This window comes from Methylomonas sp. Uni0011 (assembly GCF_056850255.1).
In genome coordinates, this window is the sequence record NZ_JBVVNO010000004.1 from 197,804 (window position 1) to 224,617 (window position 26,814).

Here is a 26,814-nt window from a genome sequence, read left to right on the forward strand (position 1 = left end):
TTGCTATATTAGGCTGGTTTATCTTTGGATAGACTTTAATTATAAAAATTTAAAACCATGGTTTTAGCGCTGTTCCGCCGCGCCAGACTTATAAAGAATTTTCTCGGGTTTTGTCGCTCAACCCATGATGAGCGAGCTGCATCCTTTGCGTAGAGTTCGGTACAACAGACCTCCCACTTTTCAAGCGCCACGCTCGGCATTGCCGACACCCACTGCGACAATAACTACAAGATATTGCAGTTTTCAGTCAGTCCGGCCGCTCAACTAAAAGTCATATTGGGAAACACGCCGCCTTTATCCGCGACAACCAAACCTGTTCACGCTCTAGTTAGGATACACAGAACAATAAGGATAATTAAATGAAAAGAATGCTTATCAACGCCACGCAGCCCGAAGAGCTGCGGGTGGCATTGGTAGATGGCCAGAAACTTTACGATTTCGACATCGAAGTTCCATCGAAAGAACAAAAAAAATCCAATATTTACAAAGGCATCATCACCCGGGTAGAACCCAGTCTCGAAGCCGCCTTCGTCAACTACGGCGCCGAAAAACACGGCTTTCTGCCGTTCAAGGAAATCGCCCCGGAATACCGCACCGGCGACGGCCAGGAAGGTAAAAGCTCCAGCAAAAGCAATATCCGCGAAGGCCAGGAAATCGTCGTTCAAATCGAAAAAGAAGAACGCGGCAACAAAGGCGCGGCGCTAACGACCTACATCAGTCTGGCCGGCACCTATCTGGTGCTGATGCCGAACAACCCCAAAGCCGGCGGCATCTCCCGCCGCATCGAAGGCGAAAACCGCAGCGAATTGCGCGAAACCATGGCGGCACTGGAAATCCCGGACAGCATGGGCCTGATCATCCGCACCGCCGGTTCCGACAAAAACGTCGAAGAATTGCAATGGGATTTGAACTACCTGATGCAACTATGGGAGGCGATAGACCGCTCCAGCCAGGAACAAACGGCACCATTCCTGATTTTCCAGGAAAGCAACGTCATCATCCGCGCCCTACGCGATCATTTGCGCGGCGACATCGACGAAATCCTGATCGACCAGGAAGGCGCCTACAAGCTGGTGCATAACTTCCTGAAACAGGTGATGCCGCACAACCTGCACAAGGCCAAACTGTACCAGGATAGCGTGCCGTTGTTCAGCCGCTACCAGATCGAAACCCAGATCGAGATGGCCTACAAACGCGAAGTTTCACTGCCATCCGGCGGCTCGATCGTCATCGACCACACCGAAGCGTTGACCTCGATCGACATCAACTCGGCCCGCGCCACCAAAGGCAGCGACATCGAAGAAACCGCGCTCAACACCAACCTGGAAGCCGCCGACGAAATCGCCCGCCAACTGCGTTTGCGCGACTTGGGCGGCCTGTTCGTGATCGACTTCATCGACATGATGTCCAACAAAAACCAGCGCGAGGTGGAAAACCGGCTGCGCGACGCGCTGAAAATCGACCGCGCCCGCATTCAGACCGGCCGCATCTCCCGCTTCGGCTTGATGGAAATGTCGCGCCAGCGCTTGCGGCCGTCTTTGGGCGACTCGACCCAGTTGACCTGCCCCCGCTGCAAAGGCCAAGGCACGATCCGTAACGTCGAATCGGTCACGCTGGCCGTACTGCGCTTGATCGAAGAAGAAGCGATGAAAAAAGGCACCGAGCGTGTCATCGCTCACTTGCCGATCGATTGCGCCACCTTCCTGCTCAACGAAAAACGCGCCTCGATTCAGGAAATCGAGTCCCGGCTGCAAGTCGGCATCATCGTGTTGCCGAGCAAGCACCTGGAAACGCCGGCTTACGACATCGAGCGCATCAAAGCCACCGGCGACAGCGAAGAGAAGGCCAGCCATTTGCAGATCAAGGAAGAAGACATCACGGTTCCGGAGTTCGCCAAACAACTGGGTCCGAAAACCGAAAAAGCCGCAATCAAGGAGTTTCTGCCTGACTCGCCGGCCCCGGTTCAAAGTAAGAAAACTTCGGCCAGCCTGATCCAGCGCTTCTGGCAACGCCTGATCGGCGCCGGTAAAACCGTCGAAAACGCCGAAGCCGCCGAAAAAAGCGGTGAAGATAAAGCCAAACCCGGCCGCAACAATCGCCGCGACCGTGGTGAGCGCGGTGAACGTGGCGCCGGCCGCAACAACAATCGCCGTAACGGCAATCGCCGCCCGGCTCCAGCGGCAACAGCAGGCCAGGACACCGTCGCAAACCTAAGCGACGAAGCCAAACCGGCAGCGACCGGCGAGCTAGACTCGGGACTAGACAACGCTGCAAAAAAAGCTTCAGGCACGCCGGATCGGGAGCGCAGCCGCCGCAGCCGTAGTCGCCGCCGAGGACCGCGCAACGGCGCCGAAAAACGTAGCGAGCCGAATGGTATCGGCGCAAACGGCGAGCAACACACCGCCGAATCCGCTACACCCGCACCTGCCGACCGCGGAGAATTCCGCAACCCAAGCCGCAGCGCCGACAGCGACCATGCGGAACGGAGTCCGCGCCCGGCAGAGACCCCGCGCGATTACGAACCAGTCCGCACCGCGGCCGAAGACTGATACGGTCTTGGCGGGCGCCGTCGAACACGGCGCCCACCCACCCGAGGCTCAATCGATATAACGCCGTAACAAATCCTGGTACGCCTCAATGCGGCGGTCGCGTAAAAACGGCCAAATCCGCCTAACATCTTCGCTACGCCACACATCAATCTCGGCAAACAACAACAAATCCTGTTTATCGTCGGCGCTGGCCAGGATTTCGCCCTGAGGGCCGGCGATAAAACTGTTTCCCCAAAACTGGATGCCTTGCGCCTGGTCCGGCGCCGCTTCGAAGCCGATACGGTTACAGGAAATCAGCGGCAGACCGTTGGCGACGGCATGCCCGCGCTGCACGGTCACCCAGGCATCGCGCTGGCGCGTTTGCTCGCCTGCGTCGTCGCTCGGATCCCAACCGATGGCGGTCGGATAAATCAGCACTTCGGCCCCGGCCAATGCCATTAGCCGCGCCGCCTCCGGGTACCACTGGTCCCAGCAGATCAATACCCCCAATTTACCGATCGAGGTTTCAATCGGCCGAAAGCCGAGATCGCCCGGCGTAAAATAAAATTTCTCGTAAAACCCCGGATCGTCCGGAATATGCATCTTGCGGAATGTCCCGGCGATGCTCCCGTCTTTGTCGAACACCACGGCCGTATTGTGGTAGAGCCCCGGCGCCCGCCGTTCGAAGATCGTCGATACGATCACGACTTTATTGTCGGCCGCGACTTGCGCCAGCACCTCGCAGGTCGGCCCCGGCACCGGCTGGGCCAAGTCGAAGCAGGCAGTGTCTTCGCTTTGGCAAAAATAATGGTCCAGATGCAGTTCGGGCAGCACGACCAAATCGGCATTGCGCTTGGCAGCCGCTTCGATCTGATTAATGGAATAGGCCAGATTGGTTTCCCGGCCGCGATTGCACGGTTGCTGGACCGCGCAAGCGGTAATGGTTCTTTTCATACTTATAACTGTTAACGATAGTCTGACGGCGCGAAAATCCGCGCCGGAAGGAGCTGAAGGAATGGAATGTTAAAAATTCAGTTTGACGACGGCCGGCACCTGCATGCTGGCGCAATGCAAGCTGCCGTATTGGTGCACCAACGCTCGGCACGGCACGGGGACAATTTCGCGCTCCGGGAAGCAAGCCGCCAAACGTTCCACCGCCACGGCATCGTTGGCATCGTCGTAGACCGGCACCAGCAGCGCACCGTTGATAATTAGAAAATTGGCGTAGTTGGCCGGCAAACGCTGACCATGTTCGTCGAAGATCGGCTTCGGCAGCGGCAACGCCACCAGTTTATAAGCCGCGCCAGCCTCAGTGCGGAAAGCCTGTAACTGGGCCTCCATATTTTTCAAGCCGGCATAATGCGGATCTTCGCTATCCTCGCAAGCGGTATAGGCGATGGTATCGACACTGCAAAACCGCGCCAGCGTATCGATATGGGCATCGGTATCGTCGCCGGCCAGATTGCTTTGCTCGACCCACAGCACCCGCTTCGCCCCCAGATAATTCTGCAACTGGCCGGTAATCGCTTCCGCCGACAGGCCGGGGTTGCGGTTCGGGTTGAACAAGCAGTTCTTGGTGCTCATCAAGGTACCTTGGCCGTCGGATTCGATGCTGCCGCCTTCCAACACCAAATCCAGCGTCGCGGTTGGATGCCCCTTGAAAATCGGATGGGCGAACAATGCCAGATTCAGCGCATCGTCGGCGGCGTGCGGATATTTGTTGCCCCAACCGTTGAAACGGAAATTCAGCATCTGCACCGCGGCTTTCGGATGCTGCCACTCCAGGGTCAGAAATACCGTATCACGCAGCCAGATGTCGTTGTAATCGGCTTGAACGTAATGAATCTGAGGATTGTGCGGCAGTTGCGTCTGAATATGTTGCTGATGTTCGCCGTCCTTACAGATCACCACCAACGGCTGAAACCGGCTGATCGCGGTAGCGGCGGCATGGTAGCAATCCTCGACCGCGGACAAATTGCTGAAATCGCCGCTGTGGTGCGGCCAGGCGATGATAACCGCCGCTTGTGGTTCCCATTCGGCTGGAAAGCGAATCATGGAGTACTCCCGGATAAATGACTGAAAAAACGGCGCATTGTACCAACAGGCGGCGCTGAAGACTTGTCCGGCATACGTTTATTCGCGCCGAGATGGCTGACGCCGGCAACGGGAAACGGCAATAACCGGTGCGGCCCGGCAAGCAGCCGGCGATAACTCGCAGAAAACTAAGCCCTAAGCCTTGCTTTTTGAAAATTACCGCCATACTTAAACCGCCCCTGGCCCTTTACCAAGACCTTACAGGCAGCAACCCTTTGCCTTGACGACACCGACGCTCATTTGCCGCTAGCCACGTTAACCCGCCGCCCACCATGAAACCGCACCGACTACCGATTCCCTGCCCGTTTGTACCGGCAATGTCCGGTTCGCGTAACATTTTTTTCGGCTTGGCCTTGAGCCTGAGTTGCGTCGCAGCGGCCGACGAGCCGCCGCCAACGCTGGAGGAGTTATCGATCAATGACCTGATGCAAATGGAAGTGTCGTCGGCCTCCCGCAAGACCCAAACCGTGTCGGACACCGCCGCCGCCGCATTTGTCATCAGCCAGGACGACATTCGCCGCTCGGGCGCGACCTCGATCCCCGATGCGTTGCGGCTGGCACCCGGCATCGAAGTTGCACAAATCAACGCCAGCGTCTGGTCGGTGACCGCGCGCGGTTTCAACGGCCGCTATGCCAATAAACTGCTGGTATTGATGGACGGCCGCTCGGTTTACACCCCGCTGTTCTCCGGCGTGTTCTGGGACTTGCAGGACACGATGATGGAAGACATCGAGCGCATCGAAGTCATCCGCGGCCCCGGCGCCGTCATGTGGGGTGCCAACGCGGTGAACGGCGTGATAAATATCATCACCAAAAAAGCCAAGGATACCCAAGGCAACCTGTTTGTGGCCGGCGGCGGCAACCAGGAAACCGGATTCGCCGGCTACCGCCACGGTGGTCGGGTCGGCGACGACGGCAACTACCGGGTCTACGCCAGAACCTTCGAACGCAATACGTTCGTCAGCAACACCGGCGAACGCCTGCATGACGACTGGCGCTCGGTGCAGGGCGGTTTCCGGATCGACAACCGCATCTCCAACGACAATCGCTATACCGTACAAGGCGACGTCTACCGCAAGAATGTCGGCAACACGGTGCCGGCGCAAACGGTCGCTCCGCCGTTCAATTCGCCCTTTAATACCGACGACCATGCCGAAGGCGCCAATTTGTTGGCGCGCTGGGAAGGCAATCTCAGCGACGGTTCCGAGTTTATGCTGCAAGGCTATTACGACCGGGTCAATTTCAGCGCGGCAGCCCTGTCCGACAGTCAGGACATGTTCGACATCGACTTTCAGCATCGCCTGCATCCGAATCCCGACCACGACTTGATGTGGGGCGCCAGCTACCGTTTCATTCACAGTGCAACCAACGGCAGCGCGGCAATCGCGTTCAACCCGACCAGCCTGGGCTACCACAACGGCAGCGCCTTCGTGCAGGACGACATCACGCTGATCGACGACACCTTACGCTTGACCTTGGGTACCAAACTGGAAGAAAGCCACTTCGGCAACACCCAGGTGCAACCCAACGCCCGACTGATGTGGACGCCAGACCCGAAACACTCGGTGTGGGCCTCGGTATCCAGGGCCGCACGCACGCCGTCGCGCGGAGAGGCGCAAGCTAACGTCGCATTAGGCACAGCCCCGCCGCCTTTCACGATGATACAGGTCATGGCGCAACCAAATCCGGATTTACGGGCCGAAAAGGTTTTTGCCGCCGAAATCGGCTACCGGGCGCAATGGTCCGAGCATTTTTCCACCGATATCGCCGCTTTCAGCAACCACTATACCGACCTGATCATGTTCCGCCAGGGAACGTTGGACTTTGCCACGCTAACCCAGCCCTTGATCTGGTACAACAACAGCCGCGAAGTCACCACCCGCGGCATCGAAATCGCCAGCGAATGGCAAGCCCTGGACTGGATGCGCTTTACCGGCAATTACAGCCACCTGAAAATAGAGCGCCCCTACGACAGCAACAATCCGGATATCGCCGGCCTTAGCCCGCGTCACCGCGGCTCGCTACGCTGGCAAATGGACTTGCCGGAAAGAATCAAACTGGACCTGACCTTGCGTTACGTCGGCAAACTGGCCGCCCTCAGCCAGGAAGTACCCGCCTACACCACCTTCGACGCCCGTTTGGCTTACGAACCCATTGCCGGCCTGGAACTGGCATTCGTCGCCCAAAACCTGTTTTCGCCCAGACATCCCGAATTCCAAGATTCGGCCGCCATTTCGCTACCCGGCGCGGCGGCGGAAGTGCCGCGTTCGCTGTACGGCAAACTCAGTTGGCGTTTTTAATTTCTTTCCATTTGCGAGCGGTTAACATGCGAGACTTCTTAAAAAAATACTTACCCTGGATCATCGCCGGCGTTGTGTTGCTGGTCGGCTGGCTGCTGCCGAACTGGCTACCCTGGCTATTGTTGGCTCTAACCCTGGCTGCCTGGTTATTCTTGCCGCGCCGCGGCCTGATCGGCCCGGTCGAACTACCGGCCGACGACGCCTTCTTACCGACCGAGCAGGTGCAATGGTGGTACTGGACCGGACATTTGCTCACGGACGACGGCCGCCGCTTCGGCTTCGAAGTGGTGTTTTTTTCTTTCGACAGTCTGGTAATTTTTCGCGACCAACTGGTACAGGCTGCGGTGACCGACATCGACGGCCAAAAATTCAGTTTCGAAGAATTCGTCGAATTCCATCTACCCCAACGCACGCCGAACGGTTTTAACCTGACCTCCGGCAAAGACGACAAAGTCACGGCAGTCGGCGGCGGCGGCAACGACCGCTTGCATGCCGAAGTCGACGGCTATGTCCTGGATCTGGAATTGAAATCGACCCAAGAACCGGCCTTGCATTACGGCGGCGACGCCCACCCCTACCGGTTCGGCGGCTACACTTACTATTATTCGCGGCCGAAAATGGCCACGACCGGCACCATCAGCTTCGGCGGACAGACCTTTAAGGTCAGCGGCAACAGCTGGTTCGACCGCCAGTACGGCGAGCTCTACCAAGCCATTCAACAAGGCTGGCAATGGTTCGCGATCGAACTCGACGACAACCGGCAAATCATGTTGTTCGATTTCAAAGGCAACGACAGCTCGGTGGAAAAATCCGGCTCGATCACCGACGCCGAAGGCCGCACGGTAACCCTGGCCGCCCACGAGTTCGAAGTGACGGTGCTGGGTGAATGGACCAGCCCTCACACCGGCTGTACGTATCCGTCCGGCTGGTCTGTGGAGGTGCGCGGCGAGAAATTCACGGTGGAACCCCAAGTCAAAGACCAGGAATTGCGGGCGCAACACAAACTGTGGATCGGACCGATCTACTGGGAAGGCACCTGCAGTGTGGCCGGTGCCAGCGCCGGCCAGGCCTACGTGGAATTGAACGGCTTTTGCCGCTGCCCGAGCAAAGGTCTGTTATAGACTGCGGCGCACAGCGGCGCCTAGTGCGCCGCGGAGTGGCGCGCCCGCCGATGCGCTCAGTAGCCACCGAGCGTAAAAGTCGAACCGTGTTTGGGGGCCTGGGGCATAATTTAACCGGCAACGCCGACAACCGCAGCCCAAGCCCGGATGCGCTTTGACCGAGTCAAGCCCGCCGCAAACCGATCCGCGTCTCACCACACGACCTATGACGACAACCGCCCCAGACGTAACATTAACCACGGCTGCAGCCAAATTGCGCGGCCGGGCATTGTCGCGTCCGCCGTTCGGCTCAAGCGTCGCGGCCTCTGTCTGGGTAGCGCGGTTGCTAAAAGTTGCCGGTTTCTGCCGGCTACATCGACCCAGTCTACTATCCGTCCTGTGTTTGTTGGTACTGCTGGCGGCCAGCGCTGGGCAAGCGCTGGCCGCCGAAGCGCTGTCCGAAGCCCAAATCAAAGCGGCTTACCTGTACAACTTCGCCAAATTCGTGGAATGGCCGGCAACCGGGGCGCCGGCTGGCGCCGAGATCAACCTGTGCGTGATCGGCAACAATGTGCTGGAAGGGGCCGTGCAAGCTCTGGACGGGCGCAAAGCCGGCGAACGCGGTTTGAAAGTCAGCCAGCGCAACCACACCGACGCCTCCTTCGCCGACTGCCAGTTGCTGTATATCGGCAGTTCCGAGCAACCGCGGGTGGTACCGATTCTGAAAAACTTGGGTAACGCGCCGGTGCTGACACTATCCGACATCGGCGATTTTGCCGAAAAAGGCGGCGCCATCGCCCTGCTGTTCCGCGACAACAAGGTCGTGTTCGAAGTGAATCTGGAATCGATCCGCAACGCCGGCCTGCGGCTTCCCGGCCAACTGTTGAACATCGCCACCCATGTCTACGGGAGATAGAACGATGCGCGTTTTACCCGACTTCCCGAATTGGTCTTTACGCCGCAAACTGCTGACCATCATCATGCTGAGCTGTACGGTGTGTCTGCTGGTGAGCTTATCGGCGGTGGCGATCAGTTCCGCTATCAACCGTTACCGCAGCGCATTACAGGACATTTCCGGTCTGGCCGACGTGTTAGCGGAAAACGGCCAGGCCGCACTGGTATTCTCGGAACGCAACGAAGCCGCCCGCTTGCTAAATTCGCTGCAAGAGCACTCGGAAATCGCCGCCGCCTGGATGGTCGCCGCCGACGGTTCGGTACTGGCCGCCTGGAATCGCAGCGGTTCGCCGACCGCGCCGCCGCGCGATTCCCGCTCTCCGGCGCGGGAACTGCGCACCGATTTCTGGCGCCGTAGCGCCGAGCTGTATACGCCGGTGATCCGCAACACCGAATACATCGGCTATGTCCTGATGCAAGCCGATTTTACCGGCCACTGGAACAGCCAGCTCGCCGATCTCGGCACCGGCCTGGGTGCGGCGGCCCTGGCCTTGGTGGTGGTATCCCTGCTGGCCCTGCGCTTGCAGCGCATCATCTCCGGCCCGGTCGAAGAGTTGGCGGCCACCGCACGTCTGATTGCCCACGAACAGAACTACACGCTGCGCGTACCGCAACCCCACCGCGACGAAATCGGCGAATTGGTCAAGGCCTTCAACACCATGCTGGAAGAAATTCAACGCCGCGACCAAACCCTGACCGGACACCGCGACCGCCTGGAACACGAAGTGGCGCAACGCACCGCCGAGCTGCTGCAAGCCAAGGAACAAGCGGAGGCGGCTTCCCGCTCCAAAGGCCTGTTCCTGGCCAACATGAGCCATGAAATCCGCACGCCGATGAACGCAATCATCGGCTTGTCGGATTTGGCCTTGAACAGCAACCCGCCGAGCAAGCTGCGCGATTATTTGCGCAAAATCCACACCTCCTCCCTGGCACTGCTGGCACTGACCAACGACATCCTGGACTACTCGAAAATCGAAGCCGGCCGCATGGAATTGGTGGTCGAAACCTTCAACTTGGAAGAAGCGCTGGAAAACGTGCTGAATTTGTTCATCGTCCGCGCCGAAGAAAAACAACTGGAAGTGGTGCTGGAAATCGACCCGACAATCCCGCTGATGCTGGACGGCGACTCCTTGCGCCTGAGCCAAATCCTGAACAATCTGGTGGGCAACGCCGTCAAGTTCACCCAGCGCGGCGAAATCCACATCAAAGTCGTCCTGCTCGCCAAACAAAACGGTATCGCCCATCTGCTGTTTTCGGTGCGGGACACCGGTATCGGCATGACCGCGGCGCAAGTCGCCAATCTGTTCCAGGCCTTCACCCAAGCCGACGGCTCGATCACCCGCCGCTTCGGCGGCACCGGCCTGGGCCTGACCATCAGCAAGCGCCTGCTGGAAATGATGGGCGGCGACTTGCGCGTCGAAAGCGAAATCGGCAAGGGCAGCCTGTTCGAATTCCGCTTGCGCTTGCCGTTCTCGGCCGAGAAGCAAAGCCGGCAACAACAGGAACAATTGGCAGGCATGCGGGTACTGGTGGTCGACGATCTGGATATCTCCCGCCAAATGCTGCGCGACATTCTGCAAAACTGGGGCTTCGAAGTCACCGAAGCCGCCAACGGCAGCGAGGCCCTGGCGCAGCTCGGTCAGGCCAACCAATCCGGCAAGGACTTCGAACTGGTATTGCTGGACTGGAAAATGCCGGGGCTGGACGGCATACAAGTCACCCGGGCGATCAGAGACATGGTGCGGCAATCGAAAATCCGCCACGCGCCGGTGGTAATCATGGTCACCGCCTTCAGCCGCGAGGGCCTGCTGCACGCGGCCGGCGATACCCCGCCCGACGATGTGCTGCTGAAACCGGTATTGCCGTCGATGCTGCTGGATTCGGTCACCCGCTTGCAGGGCGGCAAAACCGCCGCCGAACCGAACCGGCCGCAACTGGCGGAAATGGCGGCATCGATTCGCGGCGCGCGCATCCTGTTGGTGGAAGATAACGAGATCAACCAGATGGTAACCTGCGAATACCTGACCAACGCCGGCCTCAACGTCACCGTCGCCAACAACGGCCGCGAAGGCCTCGACGCGATGCGCCGCGAACGCTTCGACGCCGTATTGATGGATCTGCAAATGCCGGAAATGAGCGGCATCGAAGCGACGCGGCTGATCCGCGCCGAAAAGACCCGCGACGAATTGCCCATAATCGCCATGACCGCCGCAGTGCAAGAGCCCGAGCGCAGCGATTGTTACGCCGCCGGCATGAACGACCATGTCGGCAAACCGGTACTGCCGCAAACGCTGATCGCGGCCTTGCTGCGCTGCATCCGGCCACAGGCCTTGCTGCCGCAAGGCGGTTCGACCGCAGGCTTCGCCTTGACCACCCAGCGCACTGATTTGCCGGGTTTCGATTGGGACTACATCGCTGCCGCCATCGCCGACAGCCAAAAACTGAAATCGCTGCTGCAGCGTTTTGCCGAAAAATTCACCGACGCCGACGCCAAATTGCGCCGCCATCTGTTGGCCGGCGAATTGTTGCCCGGCGCCCAATGGCTGCATTACCTGAAAGGAGCCGCCGGTGCGGTCGGCGCCACGGAATTGAGCAGCATCGCCGGCCGGCTGGAATCGGACTTGCAACAAGGCATTTGGTCGCCGGCGGATTTGGAAGCATTGAGCCAAAAGCTGGCGAAAACCTTACATACCATCGCCGCTTACACGAATCCGGCGACCGAACACGGCGAAGACGGCCGGGCCGATTGGCAGGCTGCCGGCCGGTTGGCCGCGCAGTTGGCGACACTGTTGGACGGTAACGACTATATTCCGCGAGAGACAACCGAACAGTTGCGCGAAACCGTGGCCGGAGCAGAGGCCTTGAGGCTGGTGCAATTGATCGAAAAAAACATCGGCGACATCAACTACAGCCAGGCGCGGGAGATCCTGCGCGAGCTGGAGACCACCATCAAACGTTACCTGCCGGAAGCCGCCCATGAATAACGACCGCCTGAAACCGCTGATATTGATCGTCGACGACACCCCCACCAACATTCAAGTGCTGGCGGAAAACCTGATCAAGGACTACCGGATAAAAGTCGCCGCCAGCGGTGCCGCCGCACTGGCGGCGATCGCCGCGCAAGGCGCGCCGGATTTGATCCTGCTGGACGTGATGATGCCGGAAATGGACGGCTACGAAGTCTGCCGCCACTTGAAAGCCAATCCGCAAACCAGCTCGATTCCGGTCATCTTCGTTACCGCGCTGAACGACGTCAGCGACGAAGAACGCGGCCTGAATCTAGGCGCATTGGATTACATCACCAAACCGTTCTACCTGCCGGTGGTCAAGGCTCGCATCCGCAACCACATCCGTTTGAAACAGGCTACCGACATGCTGGAAGCGATGGCCTGGATCGACGCCTTAACCGGGATTCCCAACCGGCGCCGCTTCGACCAAACCCTGGACAACGAGTGGAAGCGCGCGCAGCGCAACCAAACCCCGCTGGCGGCGATATTGATCGACATCGATTATTTCAAAGCTTACAACGACCACCACGGCCACGGCGCCGGCGACGACTGTCTGAAACAAGTTGCCGGCCATTTGGCGGCGGCGGTAAGCCGGCCCGGCGATTTGGTCGCCCGTTACGGCGGCGAGGAGTTCGTCATCCTGCTGCCCGAAACCGACACCGCAGGCGCCCTGCAAATCGCCGAAGAGCTGCGCATCCATCTCGCGGACCAACGCATCCCGCACCGAAATTCCCCGGTCTCGGACTCGATCACGGTCAGCCTCGGGGCTGCAGCCGTTATCCCGCAACCGGGCCAAGCGCCGACGTTGCTGGTCGACGCCGCCGACCAGCGCCTATACCAAGCCAAAGACGCCGGCCGCAACTGCGCCCGCTAAGCCTTCCCCGCCGCGACGGAATTTGCATTGGCATTTCCGCTGTGGTAGAAAATTTTTCGCAAACGGTTAAGTACCGGCTTGCGTTTAAGGTTCGAGCGGTCGAAATTCCGATAACCGAGCGAACCCATCTCAGCGTCAATAACTACTACAACACCGAGGAGACCGAGAATGAAAAAATCCCTATTAACCTTCACCGCTGCCATTACCGTGGCTCTGCTGCCATCCCTGTCGTCCGCCGGCGAAGCCGATACCTGCAAAGGCTGCCATAACGGCTCGGTAGCCCCCAGCGTCGACACCCTTAAAGGCAAATTCAAAACCGTCGACGAGTTGGTGGCCGGCGCCAAAGCCTCCAAAAACGACATGATGAAACCGATGCAGGCCGACACGGCCAAATTAAAAGCGGCCGCCGCCGAAATTCTGAAATAAGCGAAAGCCGCCAATCCACGGATCCGCAAACCAGTAGACGGGGTTGCGGATTCTCCCCGCCGCCGCAAAAACCCACTGCGGCGGCGTTCCGACCCCCTACAAGCCCCTCACTGCCGGCATCTAGCCTGGTTCAGACCGCCCGTACACCATTCACTCCCGGTCTTTAGTGCCCTCAAAAACAAGGCCATCGTAACGCTCCACCCGGCTTAATCGCGCCGACCGATTCCACCCAAACGGCATCCGGCGACCGCTTTCCGGTGCCGCGCCTGTCTCGCCAGCACCCCGCCTCCCCTCCGTGCGGAGGGCGAAACCGAACCGGGGATCCGGTATGTTTTTCGGCGTGCCGACATTGCCCCGGTAACGGGCTTGCGGCGCCAACAATGCGTATTACTCCACAATCAAAACGAGCACATACTATGAAAAACATCTCGCTAACCCAATGGCTGGGCTTCGCCGCCGCAGCCTCGATGCTGGCATTCGCCTCCCTGCCGGCGCAATCCGACGAAACCTGCGCCTCGCCGTATATGGCGAAAATCACTGGCCAGGAGGATTTCGTTTATGTTTGGACTTTGGGCGCCGAAGGCATCGGCGACGAACAGGACAAGCTGGTCACCGTCGACGTCAATCCAAAATCCAAGCACTACGGCAAAGTGGTAGCCAGCGTCTCGGTCGGCGGCCGCAACGAAGCCCATCATTCCGACTTTACCGACGACCGCCGCTACCTATGGGCCGGAGGCTTGGATACCAACAAGATTTTCATCTTCGACGTCGCCAGCAATCCCGCCAAACCCAAACTGGTCAAAGTCATCAGAAACTTTGTCGCCAAAAGCGGCGGTGTGGTCGGACCGCACAGCTTTTACGCCGTACCGGGCCGCATGCTGGTGACCGGCCTGTCGAACAACAAGGACCACGGCGGCCGCACCGCGGTGGTGGAATACAGCAATGCCGGGCGCTATATCACCACCCACTGGATGCCGACCGACGGCAACCTGCGCGGCGCCGTCAAAACCGGCCAGTACGCGGACGGCTACAACTACGACTTGCGCGCCCTGCCCCGCAAAAATCTGATGCTGACATCCTCGTTCACCGGCTGGTCGAATTACATGATGGATTTCGGCAAGATGCTGGCCGACCCGGAAGCGATGAAGCGCTTCGGCAATACCGTCGTGCAATGGGATCTGCATAGCCGGAAACCGAAGAAAATATTCGACGTCCCCGGCGCCCCGTTGGAAATCCGTTGCGCCTGGCGCCCGGACCACGACTACTGCTTCACCGCCTCGGCGCTGACATCCAAGCTGTGGCTGATCCATGCCGACGCCAACGACGAATGGCAAGCCAAAGACGTCGCCGATATCGGCCAGCCGGCAGAGGTCCCGTTGCCGGTCGACATTTCCATTTCCAGCGACGACAAATACCTGTGGGCCACCACATTCATGGACGGGAAGGTCCGCCTGTTCGACATCGGCGACGCCCACAACCCGAAACAGGTCTTCGAACAAACCATAGGCTCTCAGGTGAACATGGTGTCGTCCAGCTGGGACGGCAAGCGCTTGTATTTCACCTCGTCGCTACTGGCAAACTGGGACAAGAAAGGGCCGGACAACGAGCAATATTTCAAAGCTTACGCCTGGGACGGCAAACAATTGACCGAGCGCTTTGCGATCGATTTCTATCAGGAAAAACTGGGGCGCGCCCACCAAATGCGCTTCGGCGCTTACGCCTTGTACGGCAAGTGGCCGAAGTAGCCGGTTCCGCCAAACCGAGTCGAGCGGACTGGCTAACAGTCGTTTCCGGTTCGAAAATGTTAATTAGAAATTCCTAATTTTCTCCGCTGCGCGGTAAGATGTTCGCCCGAATCAGTCCGGGCGAACCTGCCGCCGCCCCCCGTTATTTTCGGTTTCGGCGCCGATGCGCCCCCTACTTCCGCGAGCCCGTGCCATGAGACTTTTCTGCTTTTTTCTGTTGTGGTCGATTCTGGCCAGCCCGGCTATCGCCGCCAACGACACCGCGCCGTTGGCACCGGGACACTCCGCCTTGCCTTACCGCCCGGCCGCAGCGGGCAGTTACCGCTTACCGCCGATCGGCCCGGCCGCGGACGGCGAAGTCTTGTCCACTGCCGAAAAAGCACTGCGCCTGCACGATTTGATGGGCGACAAGCTGGTCGTGCTCAGCTTCGTCTATGCCGCCTGCAGCGACGTCAACGGCTGTCCGCTGGCGACCCAGGTTCTGCACAAGATCGGCCGGCAACTGCAAAAGCAACCGGAGCTGGCCAAAAACCTGCGGCTGCTGACGCTCAGCTTCAATCCGCTGGACACGCCGGAGACGATGCGCCATTACGGCGCGGCATTCCATGCCGGCGAGTTCGATTGGCAATTTCTGACCACTCGCGACGACGCGGCGTTGCAGCCGATCCTGGACGGTTACCAGCAGAGCGTACAAAAAATTTACGACGACCAGGGCCGCTTCACCGGCACCTTTTCCCATTTGCTGCGGGTTTACCTGATCGACCGCAATAAAAACATCCGCAATATCTACAGCGTCGATTTTCTGCATGCCGACACCCTGATCAACGACATCAAAACCCTGCTGGCCGGCGACAGTGAAGCGGCCGAGCCGCCATCGGCCAGCGACGCGCAGTTGCTCCGCCCCGGCGACGACAAACAAGGCTACCAACAAACCGATTACCGCACCCGCTCCCTGGCCTTGACGCAACGCAAAGGCCAAGCAGCCCGGTTGATCGAATTTGCGCGCAAGCCGCCGCTGGGTCTGCCCAAACTGCCGCAGCCGGCGGACAATCCGCTGACACCGGCCAAAATCGCCTTGGGCCGCAAACTGTTCTACGACCGCAGGCTGTCGCTGAACGATACCTTTTCCTGCGCCATGTGCCACATCCCGGAACAAGGGTTCAGCAACAACGAAATGGCGACCGCCGTCGGGATAGAAGGTCGCAGCGTGCGTCGTAACAGCCCGACTCTGTATAACGTGGCCTATGCCGGATTGTTGTTCCACGACGGCCGCGAAAACAGCCTGGAACAGCAGGCCTGGGGCCCGCTGCTGGCGCATAATGAAATGGCGAATCCGTCCATCGGCTACGTCATCGATAAAATCAAAACAGACGCCACCTACCGCACCCTGTTCGCCAAAGCCTTCGGCAAGGGCCCGACCATGGAAACGGTGGGCCAGGCGCTGGCCAGCTATCAACGCACCTTAAACGCCGCCGACTCGCCGTTCGACCGCTGGTATTTCGGCAAACAGGCCAAGGCCATGCCGAGCGAGGCCAAACGCGGCTTCGAGCTGTTCACCGGTAAAGCCGGTTGCAGCGCCTGCCATCGCATCACCCCCGACTACGCGCTGTTTACCGACCAACGCCGCCATAACACCGGGATCGGCTACGCCGAAGCGATGCAAAAAACCCCGGAGAAACAACGCATCCAAGTCGCTCCCGGCACCTTCGTCGACGTCGCCAGCGCCAACCTGCAGGGCGTCACCGGCGAGAAAGCCAGCGACCTGGGCTATTACGAAATCAGCCAGAATCCGGCCGACCGTTGGTCTTACAAAACGCCGACCCTGCGCAACGTCGCGCTGAGCGCGCCCTATATGCACAACGGCGCGCTGGCAAGCTTGGCGGACGTGGTCCGTTTCTACAACAACGGCGGCACGCCGAACGAGAATCTGTCGCCGCTGATCAAGCCGCTCGGCCTGACGGAGGCGGAAATCGCCGATTTGGTTGCGTTTTTACAGGCGTTAACCGGCAGCAACGTCGAAACCCTGGTGTCCGACGCCTTTGCCGCGCCGGTGGGAGACCAACAATAGCCGGCCGGCTGCTAAACTTACAATCTCGGATATTGCCGTCGAACTCCGGCATAGAGCGCACATCCTGGGTTTCAGCCAATTTTCAAGATTAAAGGAGCTTTTGCAAAGTGATGTTGGAATGAAGGCAGGTGGCTCTGAGATTGAGCCCAATCAAATGGCTGGAGCTGGGTACCCGGACAATCCATAGTTTGGTTGCGAGCGTGATTGACTTGTTTCGACCCATAAGCGACAGTTGGTTGAGATTTCCAATGACCGCTGATGGATCATAAGCTGAATCTGAGTTTGTGGACGTAGGCTGGGTTGAATGATAATGAAACCCAGCTTATAACGGAAACGCTGATGCGTAGATACATTCGTAGTCATTTAAAAGGCGGCGCATATTTCTTTACCGTCAATCTTGCGCAAAGACACCAAAATGATTTACTGATTAGGTATATCGACGAATTACGCAATGCGTGTCGCTATACCAAGCAGCGTCATCCCATGGTTATTGAAGCTATGGTGGTACTGCCGGAACATTTACATTGCATTTGGCGCTTACCCGAAGGTGACGACGATTATCCGATGCGTTGGCGCTTGCTTAAATCACATTTTTCCAGACAGATTCAAAAGAACGAATTCGTTTCCGACAGTCGATTACGGAAAAACGAACGTGGGGTATGGCAACGGCGATATTGGGAGCACCAAATCCGGGATGAAACGGATTATCAGCGACATTTGGATTATATTCATTACAATCCGGTGAAACATGGTTATGTCGATAAAGCAGTGGGTTGGCGTTATTCTTCCATCCACCGCTGGATTAAATTAGGGGTTTACACCGAAAATTGGGCTGCTCTGCCGGACTTAATCGAACAAAACGGGGAATGATCGCTGGGTTTCACGTTGTTCAACCCAGCCTACGGCCCTGACTTAGCTTAGCTATTTTTTAGATATTTGACTATAATTCTCAGTCATGTTAAGAAGCATCTGATTAATTCATAATTAAGAATTTGAGCACCAACTAAATCAATAAATTATAAGCCAAATTATCTCGAAAAACACGATTAATCAGAGACTCCTTAATTCGGTGTAATAACATCCATCAAAATATATACAATGATCTTAGAAAAATTTGAACAATTATTGAATCTCAATGAAGATTATTATATCGATTTTAAATGTGAAATGTATTTTACGAATTCTAATAAGGATAAAAGCAGGTCGAGAGCAGAATTTGTCAAAGATATTGTTAGCATGTGGAATACACCTCGAGAAACAGAATCTTATATTGTAATAGGTGTAAAAAACCATAATAATAAAAATGAATTAATTGGGATAGAAACAAATAATATTCCAGATGATGCCAATTTAAGAAATCAATTTGAAAGTTTAGTGAGCTATGTACCTAAATTTAGTTATGACACTATAAGTTTTAATGAAAAAAACTTTATCGTTATTACAATTCCAGTTGCAACGTGTATCTGTATCATAACTAAGAAATTTCAAAGCTCCATGCTAGAAAAAGATGCTTTATATTATAGGGAAGGCTCGTCAAATAAAGAGGCATTAAAAGGCTCTGAAAAAGAAAGAGAAATATATGCTTGGTTTAGGAATAAAGAAATTATGATTGGTTCTGAGTTAAGCTCGTATACCCCCAATGAAAGACTCATATCTGAAATGGAATCTTTTGATTCAGATAAATATTTTTATTTTTTAATAACATCTCCTTTAAATATAACAAATTCAAATTTAAAAAGTTTTGGCTTTGTTAATTGGACTTTTGTAATGGATTTTGATCCAGATAGTCAAAGTTCTGGATTACTTTCTTGTTGTAAAGAGACCTTAGAAAATTATCGAAGTTTGCATCTCGTTGTTAAAGGTGAATCACCATCTATACACAGTGCATTCGGAACTTATTGGTATTTTTCCTTTGGACTATCAGGGCGAAGTGAAACTTTGTTAATTGATAAAAACAAGAAAACGTGGATAAAAAATTATAGTAATGATTTTAGAAAACAAATAGAAAAATTATCAAAGGCTTTGGGAAATGAAAAGCCTGTAAAAATTTTAATACTTACAGAAAATAATTATATATCAGAATATTTAAATATAATTTACACTTCTTTACTTGAAATTTTTCAAGAAAACGCATCATTCTTACTGGTATCACCTGAAAAATACAGTTCACTAGAAACTTTTTCGGAAGAGAATGATATTGATATTTTACAAATGCCTTTGTCCCATCTTTGTCAAATATTTGAAAATTGTCAGAGCAATCTAAATAGCCAAAAAGACGCTTATTCTATTCCTTCTTCATCAGGCACAAAAATATCAATAGATGATAAAAAAATTCCCTGGCTAAAAGAAGAACTTGAGATAGCTCATTTAGGAATTGGAACAATAATGCCAATAGAGGATATTAACAATAGGGATTTTTTAAGGGGTCATGAAATATCCTGGGAAAATTTGAAATATAAACATGATGCTGAAAGAGATGAAACTAGAAAATTGGAAAATTTAGTTTTAGAAGGGCTTAAAAATAGAAAACACTTGCGAATAAATCTATACCATATTCCAGGTGCAGGAGGAACAACAGTAGCTCGCAGAATACTATGGAATCAACATAAGGATTATCCTTGTGTTGTATTGCAAAGCATGAAAAACCCTTTAGAAACAATGGAACGATTAAGTTATCTTGCTGGACTTTCTGAAAAATCGATATTACTGCTAATAGATGGTGGATTGATTTCAGACAGACAAGCTGAAGCTTTATATGAAAAAATAGCATCTTCTCATTTGCCTGTCATTATGTTGCAAGTATTGAGAAAGTTTGATTTACCATCAATCAAAGAATCACAAAAGAATACAAGAACATTAAGTGATCAGCTTTCTGATGATGAAAAACATAATTTTTATCATCTGTTATCTAAAGAAACGTCAAAAGAAAAAGCCAATGAATTGTTAAAAGAATTAAACAATAACTGCACGCCGTTTTCTTTGGGATTTATTACATTTGAAAATGAATACAAAGGAATTTTTAATTATATAAAATATAGACTTGAAAATATAAGCGATGCACATAAAAAAATAGTTATATTTCTTTCGATTGCTTATTACTATGGCCAAAGAAGTATATCCCCACAATGGTTTTTTGCTCTTCTTGATATTCCAGCTACACGCCATATCGAACTAGAGAAAGTATTTAATCACTCAAGAATAGTTGATTTAATTATTTACGATGACGTAAAAAAATGGCGAATTAATCATGTTATTTTTGCAGAAAAATGTCTATCTTATTTATTAGCTCCAGAAGAATTTGGAAATAATAGAGAGCATATTTGGAAACAAAATTTATCAGATACTGCAAAAGAGTTTATAAGTTTTTGTCGTGGAAACGTAAATATTTTACCTTCTGACGAAAGCTTAGAAATCATATGCAGGGTTTTTTATCTTCGTGATAATTCAGAGCTTTTAGGAACTGAAAAGGCTTCATTTTCAAAATTTATTGAGGATATAAATGATGAAGATGGAAAACTAAAGGTATTTCGATATTTAACAGAAACTTTTCCCGATGAAGCCCAATTTTGGGCGCATCTAGGTCGTTTTTATAGCTTAATTAAACGTGATGCCGATAAAGCTTTAGATGCCATAGAACACGCGCTAAGTCTGAAAGACAATGATAATTTGATCTATCATATGAAAGGTATGGCAATAAGACAAAAAATATCAAATTTAATTAGAACAGATAAAATAAATGATAAGGGTATTTTAAATGAAATAGTTTTAGAAGCAGAAAAGGCATCGGATTGTTTTACAAAATGCAGGGAAATTAATCCAATTGATGAGCATGGATATATTAGTGACGTGCAGATGATTATTAGAGTTTTAAATCATGCTGGAAAACACTATAACAACAATCCAATTGACGCCATAACATCTATAAATTGTCCGAAATGGCTGAGAGAATCACTTGAACATGCCTCTTATTTACTTGCACAAGTAAGAAGAATTAGACAAGAGACTCAAAGAAATAAACTGGAAATAGAGTGTCAGGCAAATTTAGATGTAATTAACCAAGATATAGAAGGGGCTTTACAAAAATGGAATAGTTTGCTTGAAAATAGAAATATTTCACCGCTTGATAAAGCCTCTATTAGACGCTCTATTGTTTATACAAGATTAAAGCAAGTGAAACATAAATGGAGTTCATTAAAAAGCAAGGATATTAAAAGGATTGTTGAGTTATTAGAATACAATCTAAAGCAAGGAAAAAATGACAGAGATTTAAGGCTTTGGCTTAATGCAATTAGGGTATTTTCCAATCCACCACACTTAGAAGAAATTACCGAAAAAATATCTTACTGGAAAAACAATATTAACTCACTTGATGCGGTATATTATTTGTATATTTTACAGGTATTACAAGTGTTATCTGGCTCGCTAACTGATTTTGGTAAAGCCGAAGCTAATATAAAAGAATGTCATGAAAGGTCAAGATATATAAGGAAAAATGATGTTAGTTTTGAGTGGTTAGGAAATGGGCAAGGGATAACGCAGCTTATTCATCAAGAAAATCTTGGAGAATGGGATAGAAATAATGGCTTTTGGAACAAAACTAATTCGTTAAAGCGTATAAATGGAATTATTAGCTCTATTGAAGGCCCTGCAAAAGGATATATTGAAATTGAAGGAACAGGTTTAAAAGCTTTTTTTGTACCTGGTCAACATTATAAAAAAGGCTCATTTGAAAATAGAAAAATTACATGTTATTTAGGATTTAGCTATAGCGGCCTTAGAGCCTGGGAAGTGAACGAGGTTTACACATAATTCAGGACACCCTCCGAGATTTAAACTTTTTATGCCAATAAGCCTTACGCCAGACTCTACTGGACTGACTTTGATACTAGTATTTTTCTTACAGCACCCTGTCCAACTGGTGAATTTGGCTTTATAAGACTGCTTTCAGATTTAAAGCCGCCACTTTTTGAACTTCTTGAATGTCAGAAAATGGCCGATAACGAGCATAAACTCGACCAATTTTGTACCCAGCAAGCCATTGAGCTTCTCGCCGCTCTGACTCTATCTTCCATGAAACGGTACGTTTCAAAAATCAGCGCAGTTTCAATTTCCCCCTAGAAAACAAAGCCGGATTAAAATCGTTCGGCTCGGCCATACTCGGGAGCGTAAGCTTTTTTTCGAGTGTCTTCGCGCCTGTCGTGTGAACGAAGCTTTCAAATTGTTCCATGCCCCAAACGAGATCTGGCATTGGAACTATTCACCGCCAAAGCCGCCTGGAGCGGGAAGGTTTAACCAACGGAGGACCCCAGTGAATTTATGCCCCTGCTGTTCCGGCCTGGATTTTCAGGCCTGCTGCGGCCCGATCATCGCCGGCGCGCCGGCCGCGACGGCCGAGGCACTGATGCGCTCGCGCTACAGCGCGTTTGCGACGCGGCAATTGGATTACATCGCCCAGACCCAAAGCCCGGAAATTAGCGCCAAATTCGGCCGCGCCGATATCGAACGGATGGCCGACGAATGCGAATGGACCGGCTTGCAGATCGTCGACCGGTCCGAACGCGGCGACTCTGCGGAGGTGGAATTCGTCGCCCGCTTCCGCCAGCACAATCGGGAGATGCTGCACGCCGAGCGATCCGAATTTCGCCGCGAAAACGGGCGTTGGCTATACGTCGGCGGCCATGCCGAATTACGCGATGCGCAACGCGTCTCCGCTAAAGTGGGGCGCAACGAGCCGTGCCCGTGCGGTTCCGGTAAAAAAGCCAAGAAATGCTGCGGTACCGGCGCGGCCTAACACCTGCAGCCTGCAAAAAACGCCTGCTCAAAAAGAAAACCGTACGCCGGCATTAAAGGTATGCCGGCTTTCGTGCTGTAAGCTGAGCACGGTTTCGTATTGGATAAATGCCGAGCCGCCGTTAGGTAACGTGGCCGACACCGAACTGCGTAGATTCAGATAGTCGCGGTCCGGCCCACCGGTCCGTACCGAAAAGGTATTGCCGGAACGGTCGTCGACGAAACTGGCCAGAATCCGCCGCGCATCCTTTTGATATTCGTGCTCCCATTCCAGATTGACTTGCGGCGTGAATACGCCGAACGGCGTGCTGGCGGCGTAGTTGACGATAAAGCCCAAGCCGCTGGTCGCCGACACGATCTCTTGCCCGGCAATGGCCAGATTCAACCCGGCGGCGCCGTGTTCGCGGTAGGCGCCGATCACCAGCTTGCTGTATTCGCCGCGCCCGCGCAAACCGAAGGTCCAGGCGCCCCAGGGATAGTCGTAGCCCAGCGTCGAACTGTAACGCTGCTGCGCGCCGTCGACGTCGGCCTTGGCTTGTTCGTTGACCGGGCCGAAAGCGTCGACGTAAGCGATATTGCGGACGTTTTTGTAAGCATTAAACGTGCCGTTGGCGATGAAATCGACGAACATGTTGTCGCTAATCGAGTACGAACCGAAACCGGACACGGTGTAGGCGTCGATATCCAATTGGCTGGCGTTGGCGCTGAGTTTGGAATCGGTGTAACCGTAGCCGGCAGAAACGCCGAGCAAGAGCTTGCGGGTCAGCCAATAGTCGGCGCCGATACTGACGCCGTAGGTTCTGGAACGGTAGCCGGGGTCGAGCCGGGTCTCACTGCGATCGCCGGTTTCGAACTGGCCGTTGGCAAACAAACCCAGCCGCTCGAACAACTCGCCGTCACCGGCCGCGCCGCCTTTGGCCCGATACGGCGCCAAACCGGCCAAGGTCGAACCCGGCAAACTTTGCCCGTCCACGTTCAACGACAGCCCCTTCAGGCTGATGCCGGTCGCGCCGCCGCGCAGCTCGATCAGGCGTTGGTTGATGTTATTGACTTGAATCCGCGACAAGCGGCTGCCGCTCAGGGCCTGGGATACGGTTTCCTCGGGCGCCAGGTTTTGCAAAGCCTCAGTGACTTTCTCCACGCCGCCCGGTTGATTCAGCAGCAAGGCGATGCCCTCGGCCCGCTCCAGCAGGGCCGGCGACGCGCCGCCGCTGGAAACGATATTCTCGACCACTTCGATCAGGGTTTTGTCTTCCGGATCGGGGCCGGCATCGCTTAAAACGCCGTCGGCCACAGTCACAGTCACGGTCGCGCTGGCCTGGACGTTATTGGTATTGCTGACGGTATAACTGAAACTGTCGGTACCGACGAAGCCCGGCGCCGGGGTATAGACCATGCCGTTCCGGCCGTTGCCGATGCTGCCGTGGGCCGGACTGCCGATGCTAACGAGTTGCGCCGCATTGAGGTCGTTCGCCAGCGGATTGATGGCCACCGGCAGATCCTTGGTCGTGGCGTAGCTGTCGTTGTTGGCCTGCGGGTCCGGTTCCGTTATCGTCAACGCCGTGGAATAGCTGGGAAACTGGCCGTTAAAACTGCCGCCGGAAGCGACGACCTGGCCGCCGATCAGGATCGACATATTGCTGAATTCGCGGCCATTGATGCTGATATTCAACGGCGTAGCGTACGGCAACAGGAAATTCTCGGAAAAAGTGCCTGCCGTCGTAAAGTTACCGTAATCGCCGTAGGTCCGGGAAAAAATAGTTTGCGAGGTATTGGCGTTGACGACGCTGAGAAAACCGAAAGCGGCAGCATCGAAGGTGTGGTCGTAAATATGCACCCCGGCCCGCTGGCCGCCGGCTTCGAAACCAAGCCCGTAGAGTTGCAGGGAATAAAATTCGCTGGATACCGGAGCCGAGTCCGGCAATGCTGCCGCGCCAGTCAAAGACCAGCTTAAGCCCAGCGCTGCGACTCCGACGCCATAGCGCCGCCGAGCCAGCGCGTGCTGTTGCCGGGATAATTCGGTGATCAGGTCGAGCATACAATCCTTGGTGCTGCCAAATTCGGATGCGCCCCCGGTTAAGACTGACCGAGGGCGCCAAAATAAAATTTACCAGCCTGGAATTATAGATGCTCTCGCCGATTTATCGGGCCGCCGGCCGCGGCCCGGAGGCGAGCGACGTTAACAACAGCCGCCGGCCGCTAGTGGATGTGCACTTCGCGGGACTTGGCCTTGTCGCTACGGCTCAGGGTGTAATCGTCCTGATCGCCCGCCAACGGCTGGCCGTCTTTATTCAAATGCACCAAGGTGCCTTGGTCCTTGATCGCAAACAGGCGTTTTTCCTCGGATTTATTGGATACCAAAGTCAGAATCCGGCTGTTATCGTCCCAAGCGTATTTACCCTTGTCGTAATACTCGCGGGAGGACGCCTGCGCATATTGAGTAACCAGCAAGTAATTATTCTTTTGCTTTAAGGACAAGGTCATTTTAAAACCGTCGCAACCTTCCTTTTCGCAAGGCAGATAACCATAGAACACACCGCGAAAGCCGCCGGTCGGATCGGCTTCCTCCATCTCGGCATGCTTGGAGTGGTCCATGTTCTGCATTTCCCGCGCCTTCAGCGCTTTTTCCTGCAATTTCATGTCCGACTCCGCCCAGGCAGCGTGACCAAGCGGCAGTAATGCGCCGAAAACAATCATCGTCGCAGTCTTTGTTATTGTTTTAGTTAATGTTTGCATACCAGATTTTTCCGTTTTCAAGCGTGGTTAAAGACGAATTCGAATAGTGCCGCAACCAAGAATACCAGTTTATCGGCCGAGATCAATTTGGCGGCTATCGCTCGATTCGGCGTTAATTTCCCAACCAATTCTGCGGTTTTAGATACTTTTCGTATAACTCGGCTTCGGCACTGCCCGGCTCGGGCTGCCAATTATATTGCCAGCGGGCCAGCGGCGGCATCGACATCAAAATCGATTCGGTGCGGCCGCCGGTCTGTAAACCGAACAAGGTGCCGCGGTCGTATACCAGATTGAATTCCACGTAGCGGCCGCGGCGATATAACTGAAAATCGCGCTCCCGCTCGCCGTAGGGGGTATGGCGCCGTTTTTGCACGATCGGCAAATAGGCCGGTATGTAATGATCGCCGACGCTTTGCATAAAGGCGAAGGCCTGGGCGAAATCCGGTTCGTTCAAATCGTCGAAGAACAGGCCGCCGACGCCGCGGGTTTCGTTGCGGTGTTTCAAATAGAAATATTCGTCGCACCACTTTTTATATTTGGGGTAAACCTCATCGCCGAACGGTTGGCAGGCGGCGCGGGCGGTGCGATGCCAATGCTCGACGTCTTCCAAAAACGGGTAAAACGGCGTCAAATCGAAGCCGCCGCCAAACCACCAGATCGACGGCTCGCCGTCTTTTTTGGCGATGAAAAAGCGGACGTTGGCATGCGAGGTCGGCACGTACGGGTTGCGCGGGTGGATCACCAGCGACACCCCCATCGCCTCGAACCGCCGGTTGGCCAGCTCCGGCCGTTTCGCGGTCGCCGACGGCGGCAGGCTGTCGCCGAACACGTGGGAGAAATTGACGCCGCCCTGTTCGAATACCTGGCCGCCGGCTAACACCCGGCTGCGGCCGCCACCGCCCTCGGCCCGCTGCCAGGCGTCTTCGGTGAAGTGCGCATCCGCCTCTTCCGCCTCCAGCGCGGCGCAAATCCGGTCTTGCAAATCGAGTAAATACTGCTTTACCGCAGCTATTTCGGGGTCGTGGCTCATGCGGCAGGCTCCTGTGGTAACGAAACGAGCCGGCAAAATTAACACAAATTCGGCGCGGCGAAAGCAGGCAAACCGCTGCCGACCGCACGATTTTTCCGGCAGCCGCTAGCGGCTAGCGAGTTACGGCATATTGTACTGCTTACGAAATATCGTATCGAAAT

17 protein-coding genes are annotated in these 26,814 nt (G+C 54.3%); 12 read left to right on the forward strand and 5 right to left on the reverse strand.

Annotated features, from left to right (window positions below):
• Positions 1 to 359 precede the first annotated feature (359 nt).
• Positions 360 to 2,549, forward strand: a complete 2,190-nt coding sequence (locus AC0IM9_RS08180) for an Rne/Rng family ribonuclease (protein WP_482803667.1) — start codon at positions 360 to 362, stop codon at positions 2,547 to 2,549.
• Between the two features lie 48 nt (positions 2,550 to 2,597).
• Here the strand turns inward: AC0IM9_RS08180 and AC0IM9_RS08185 are convergent, their stop codons facing one another.
• Complete coding sequence (locus AC0IM9_RS08185) at positions 2,598 to 3,482, reverse strand: carbon-nitrogen hydrolase (RefSeq protein WP_140911413.1); 885 nt, start codon at positions 3,480 to 3,482, stop codon at positions 2,598 to 2,600.
• Between the two features lie 69 nt (positions 3,483 to 3,551).
• A complete protein-coding gene (locus AC0IM9_RS08190; RefSeq protein ID WP_278210496.1) occupies positions 3,552 to 4,583 on the reverse strand; it encodes an agmatine deiminase family protein in 1,032 nt (343 codons plus the stop codon).
• A 311-nt stretch (positions 4,584 to 4,894) separates the two neighbouring features.
• Here AC0IM9_RS08190 and AC0IM9_RS08195 point away from each other — a divergent pair, with 311 nt between their 5' ends.
• From AC0IM9_RS08195 to AC0IM9_RS08245, 11 genes are all read left to right on the forward strand, one after another.
• Positions 4,895 to 6,922 carry a TonB-dependent receptor plug domain-containing protein gene (locus AC0IM9_RS08195; protein WP_482803668.1) on the forward strand — a complete coding sequence of 676 codons (2,028 nt, stop codon included), beginning with the start codon at positions 4,895 to 4,897 and terminating at the stop codon, positions 6,920 to 6,922.
• 26 nt (positions 6,923 to 6,948) lie between these two features.
• Positions 6,949 to 8,043, forward strand: coding sequence for a lipocalin-like domain-containing protein (locus AC0IM9_RS08200; RefSeq protein ID WP_482803669.1), 1,095 nt, complete (start codon positions 6,949 to 6,951; stop codon positions 8,041 to 8,043).
• Between the two features lie 205 nt (positions 8,044 to 8,248).
• Positions 8,249 to 8,938: a YfiR family protein gene (locus tag AC0IM9_RS08205; protein ID WP_482803670.1), complete on the forward strand. Its 690-nt coding sequence runs from the start codon at positions 8,249 to 8,251 to the stop codon at positions 8,936 to 8,938.
• A gap of 4 nt (positions 8,939 to 8,942) precedes the next feature.
• Positions 8,943 to 11,960, forward strand: coding sequence for a hybrid sensor histidine kinase/response regulator (locus AC0IM9_RS08210; protein WP_482803671.1), 3,018 nt, complete (start codon positions 8,943 to 8,945; stop codon positions 11,958 to 11,960).
• Positions 11,953 to 12,858, forward strand: coding sequence for a diguanylate cyclase domain-containing protein (locus AC0IM9_RS08215; protein ID WP_140911418.1), 906 nt, complete (start codon positions 11,953 to 11,955; stop codon positions 12,856 to 12,858). The genes AC0IM9_RS08210 and AC0IM9_RS08215 overlap by 8 nt, the downstream gene beginning before the upstream one ends.
• A 168-nt stretch (positions 12,859 to 13,026) precedes the next feature.
• The gene (locus AC0IM9_RS08220) at positions 13,027 to 13,284 is read left to right on the forward strand and encodes a hypothetical protein (protein WP_482803672.1); all 258 of its coding nucleotides are present in this window, start codon (positions 13,027 to 13,029) and stop codon (positions 13,282 to 13,284) included.
• Positions 13,285 to 13,700: 416 nt separating this feature from the next.
• Positions 13,701 to 15,029 (forward strand): methanethiol oxidase, encoded by a 1,329-nt coding sequence (gene mtoX, locus AC0IM9_RS08225; RefSeq protein WP_482803673.1) that lies wholly within the window; start codon positions 13,701 to 13,703, stop codon positions 15,027 to 15,029.
• Positions 15,030 to 15,222: 193 nt separating this feature from the next.
• A complete protein-coding gene (locus tag AC0IM9_RS08230) occupies positions 15,223 to 17,097 on the forward strand; it encodes a cytochrome c peroxidase (protein WP_482803674.1) in 1,875 nt (624 codons plus the stop codon).
• A 339-nt stretch (positions 17,098 to 17,436) separates the two neighbouring features.
• Complete coding sequence (locus AC0IM9_RS08235; RefSeq protein ID WP_482803675.1) at positions 17,437 to 17,967, forward strand: REP-associated tyrosine transposase; 531 nt, start codon at positions 17,437 to 17,439, stop codon at positions 17,965 to 17,967.
• Positions 17,968 to 18,195: 228 nt separating this feature from the next.
• Positions 18,196 to 21,906, forward strand: coding sequence for an RNA-binding domain-containing protein (locus AC0IM9_RS08240; protein ID WP_482803676.1), 3,711 nt, complete (start codon positions 18,196 to 18,198; stop codon positions 21,904 to 21,906).
• A gap of 499 nt (positions 21,907 to 22,405) precedes the next feature.
• Positions 22,406 to 22,888 (forward strand): YchJ family protein, encoded by a 483-nt coding sequence (locus AC0IM9_RS08245; RefSeq protein ID WP_445371683.1) that lies wholly within the window; start codon positions 22,406 to 22,408, stop codon positions 22,886 to 22,888.
• A gap of 27 nt (positions 22,889 to 22,915) precedes the next feature.
• Here AC0IM9_RS08245 and AC0IM9_RS08250 read toward each other — a convergent pair whose 3' ends face one another.
• The 3 genes from AC0IM9_RS08250 to hemF form a co-directional block, all read right to left on the reverse strand.
• Complete coding sequence (locus AC0IM9_RS08250; RefSeq protein WP_482803677.1) at positions 22,916 to 24,925, reverse strand: autotransporter family protein; 2,010 nt, start codon at positions 24,923 to 24,925, stop codon at positions 22,916 to 22,918.
• Between the two features lie 161 nt (positions 24,926 to 25,086).
• Positions 25,087 to 25,527, reverse strand: a complete 441-nt coding sequence (locus AC0IM9_RS08255) for a copper resistance protein NlpE (protein WP_260839221.1) — start codon at positions 25,525 to 25,527, stop codon at positions 25,087 to 25,089.
• A 208-nt stretch (positions 25,528 to 25,735) separates the two neighbouring features.
• Entirely contained in the window at positions 25,736 to 26,653 is a 918-nt protein-coding gene (gene hemF, locus AC0IM9_RS08260) for an oxygen-dependent coproporphyrinogen oxidase (RefSeq protein WP_482803678.1), read from the reverse strand.
• Between the last annotated feature and the right edge of the window lie 161 nt (positions 26,654 to 26,814).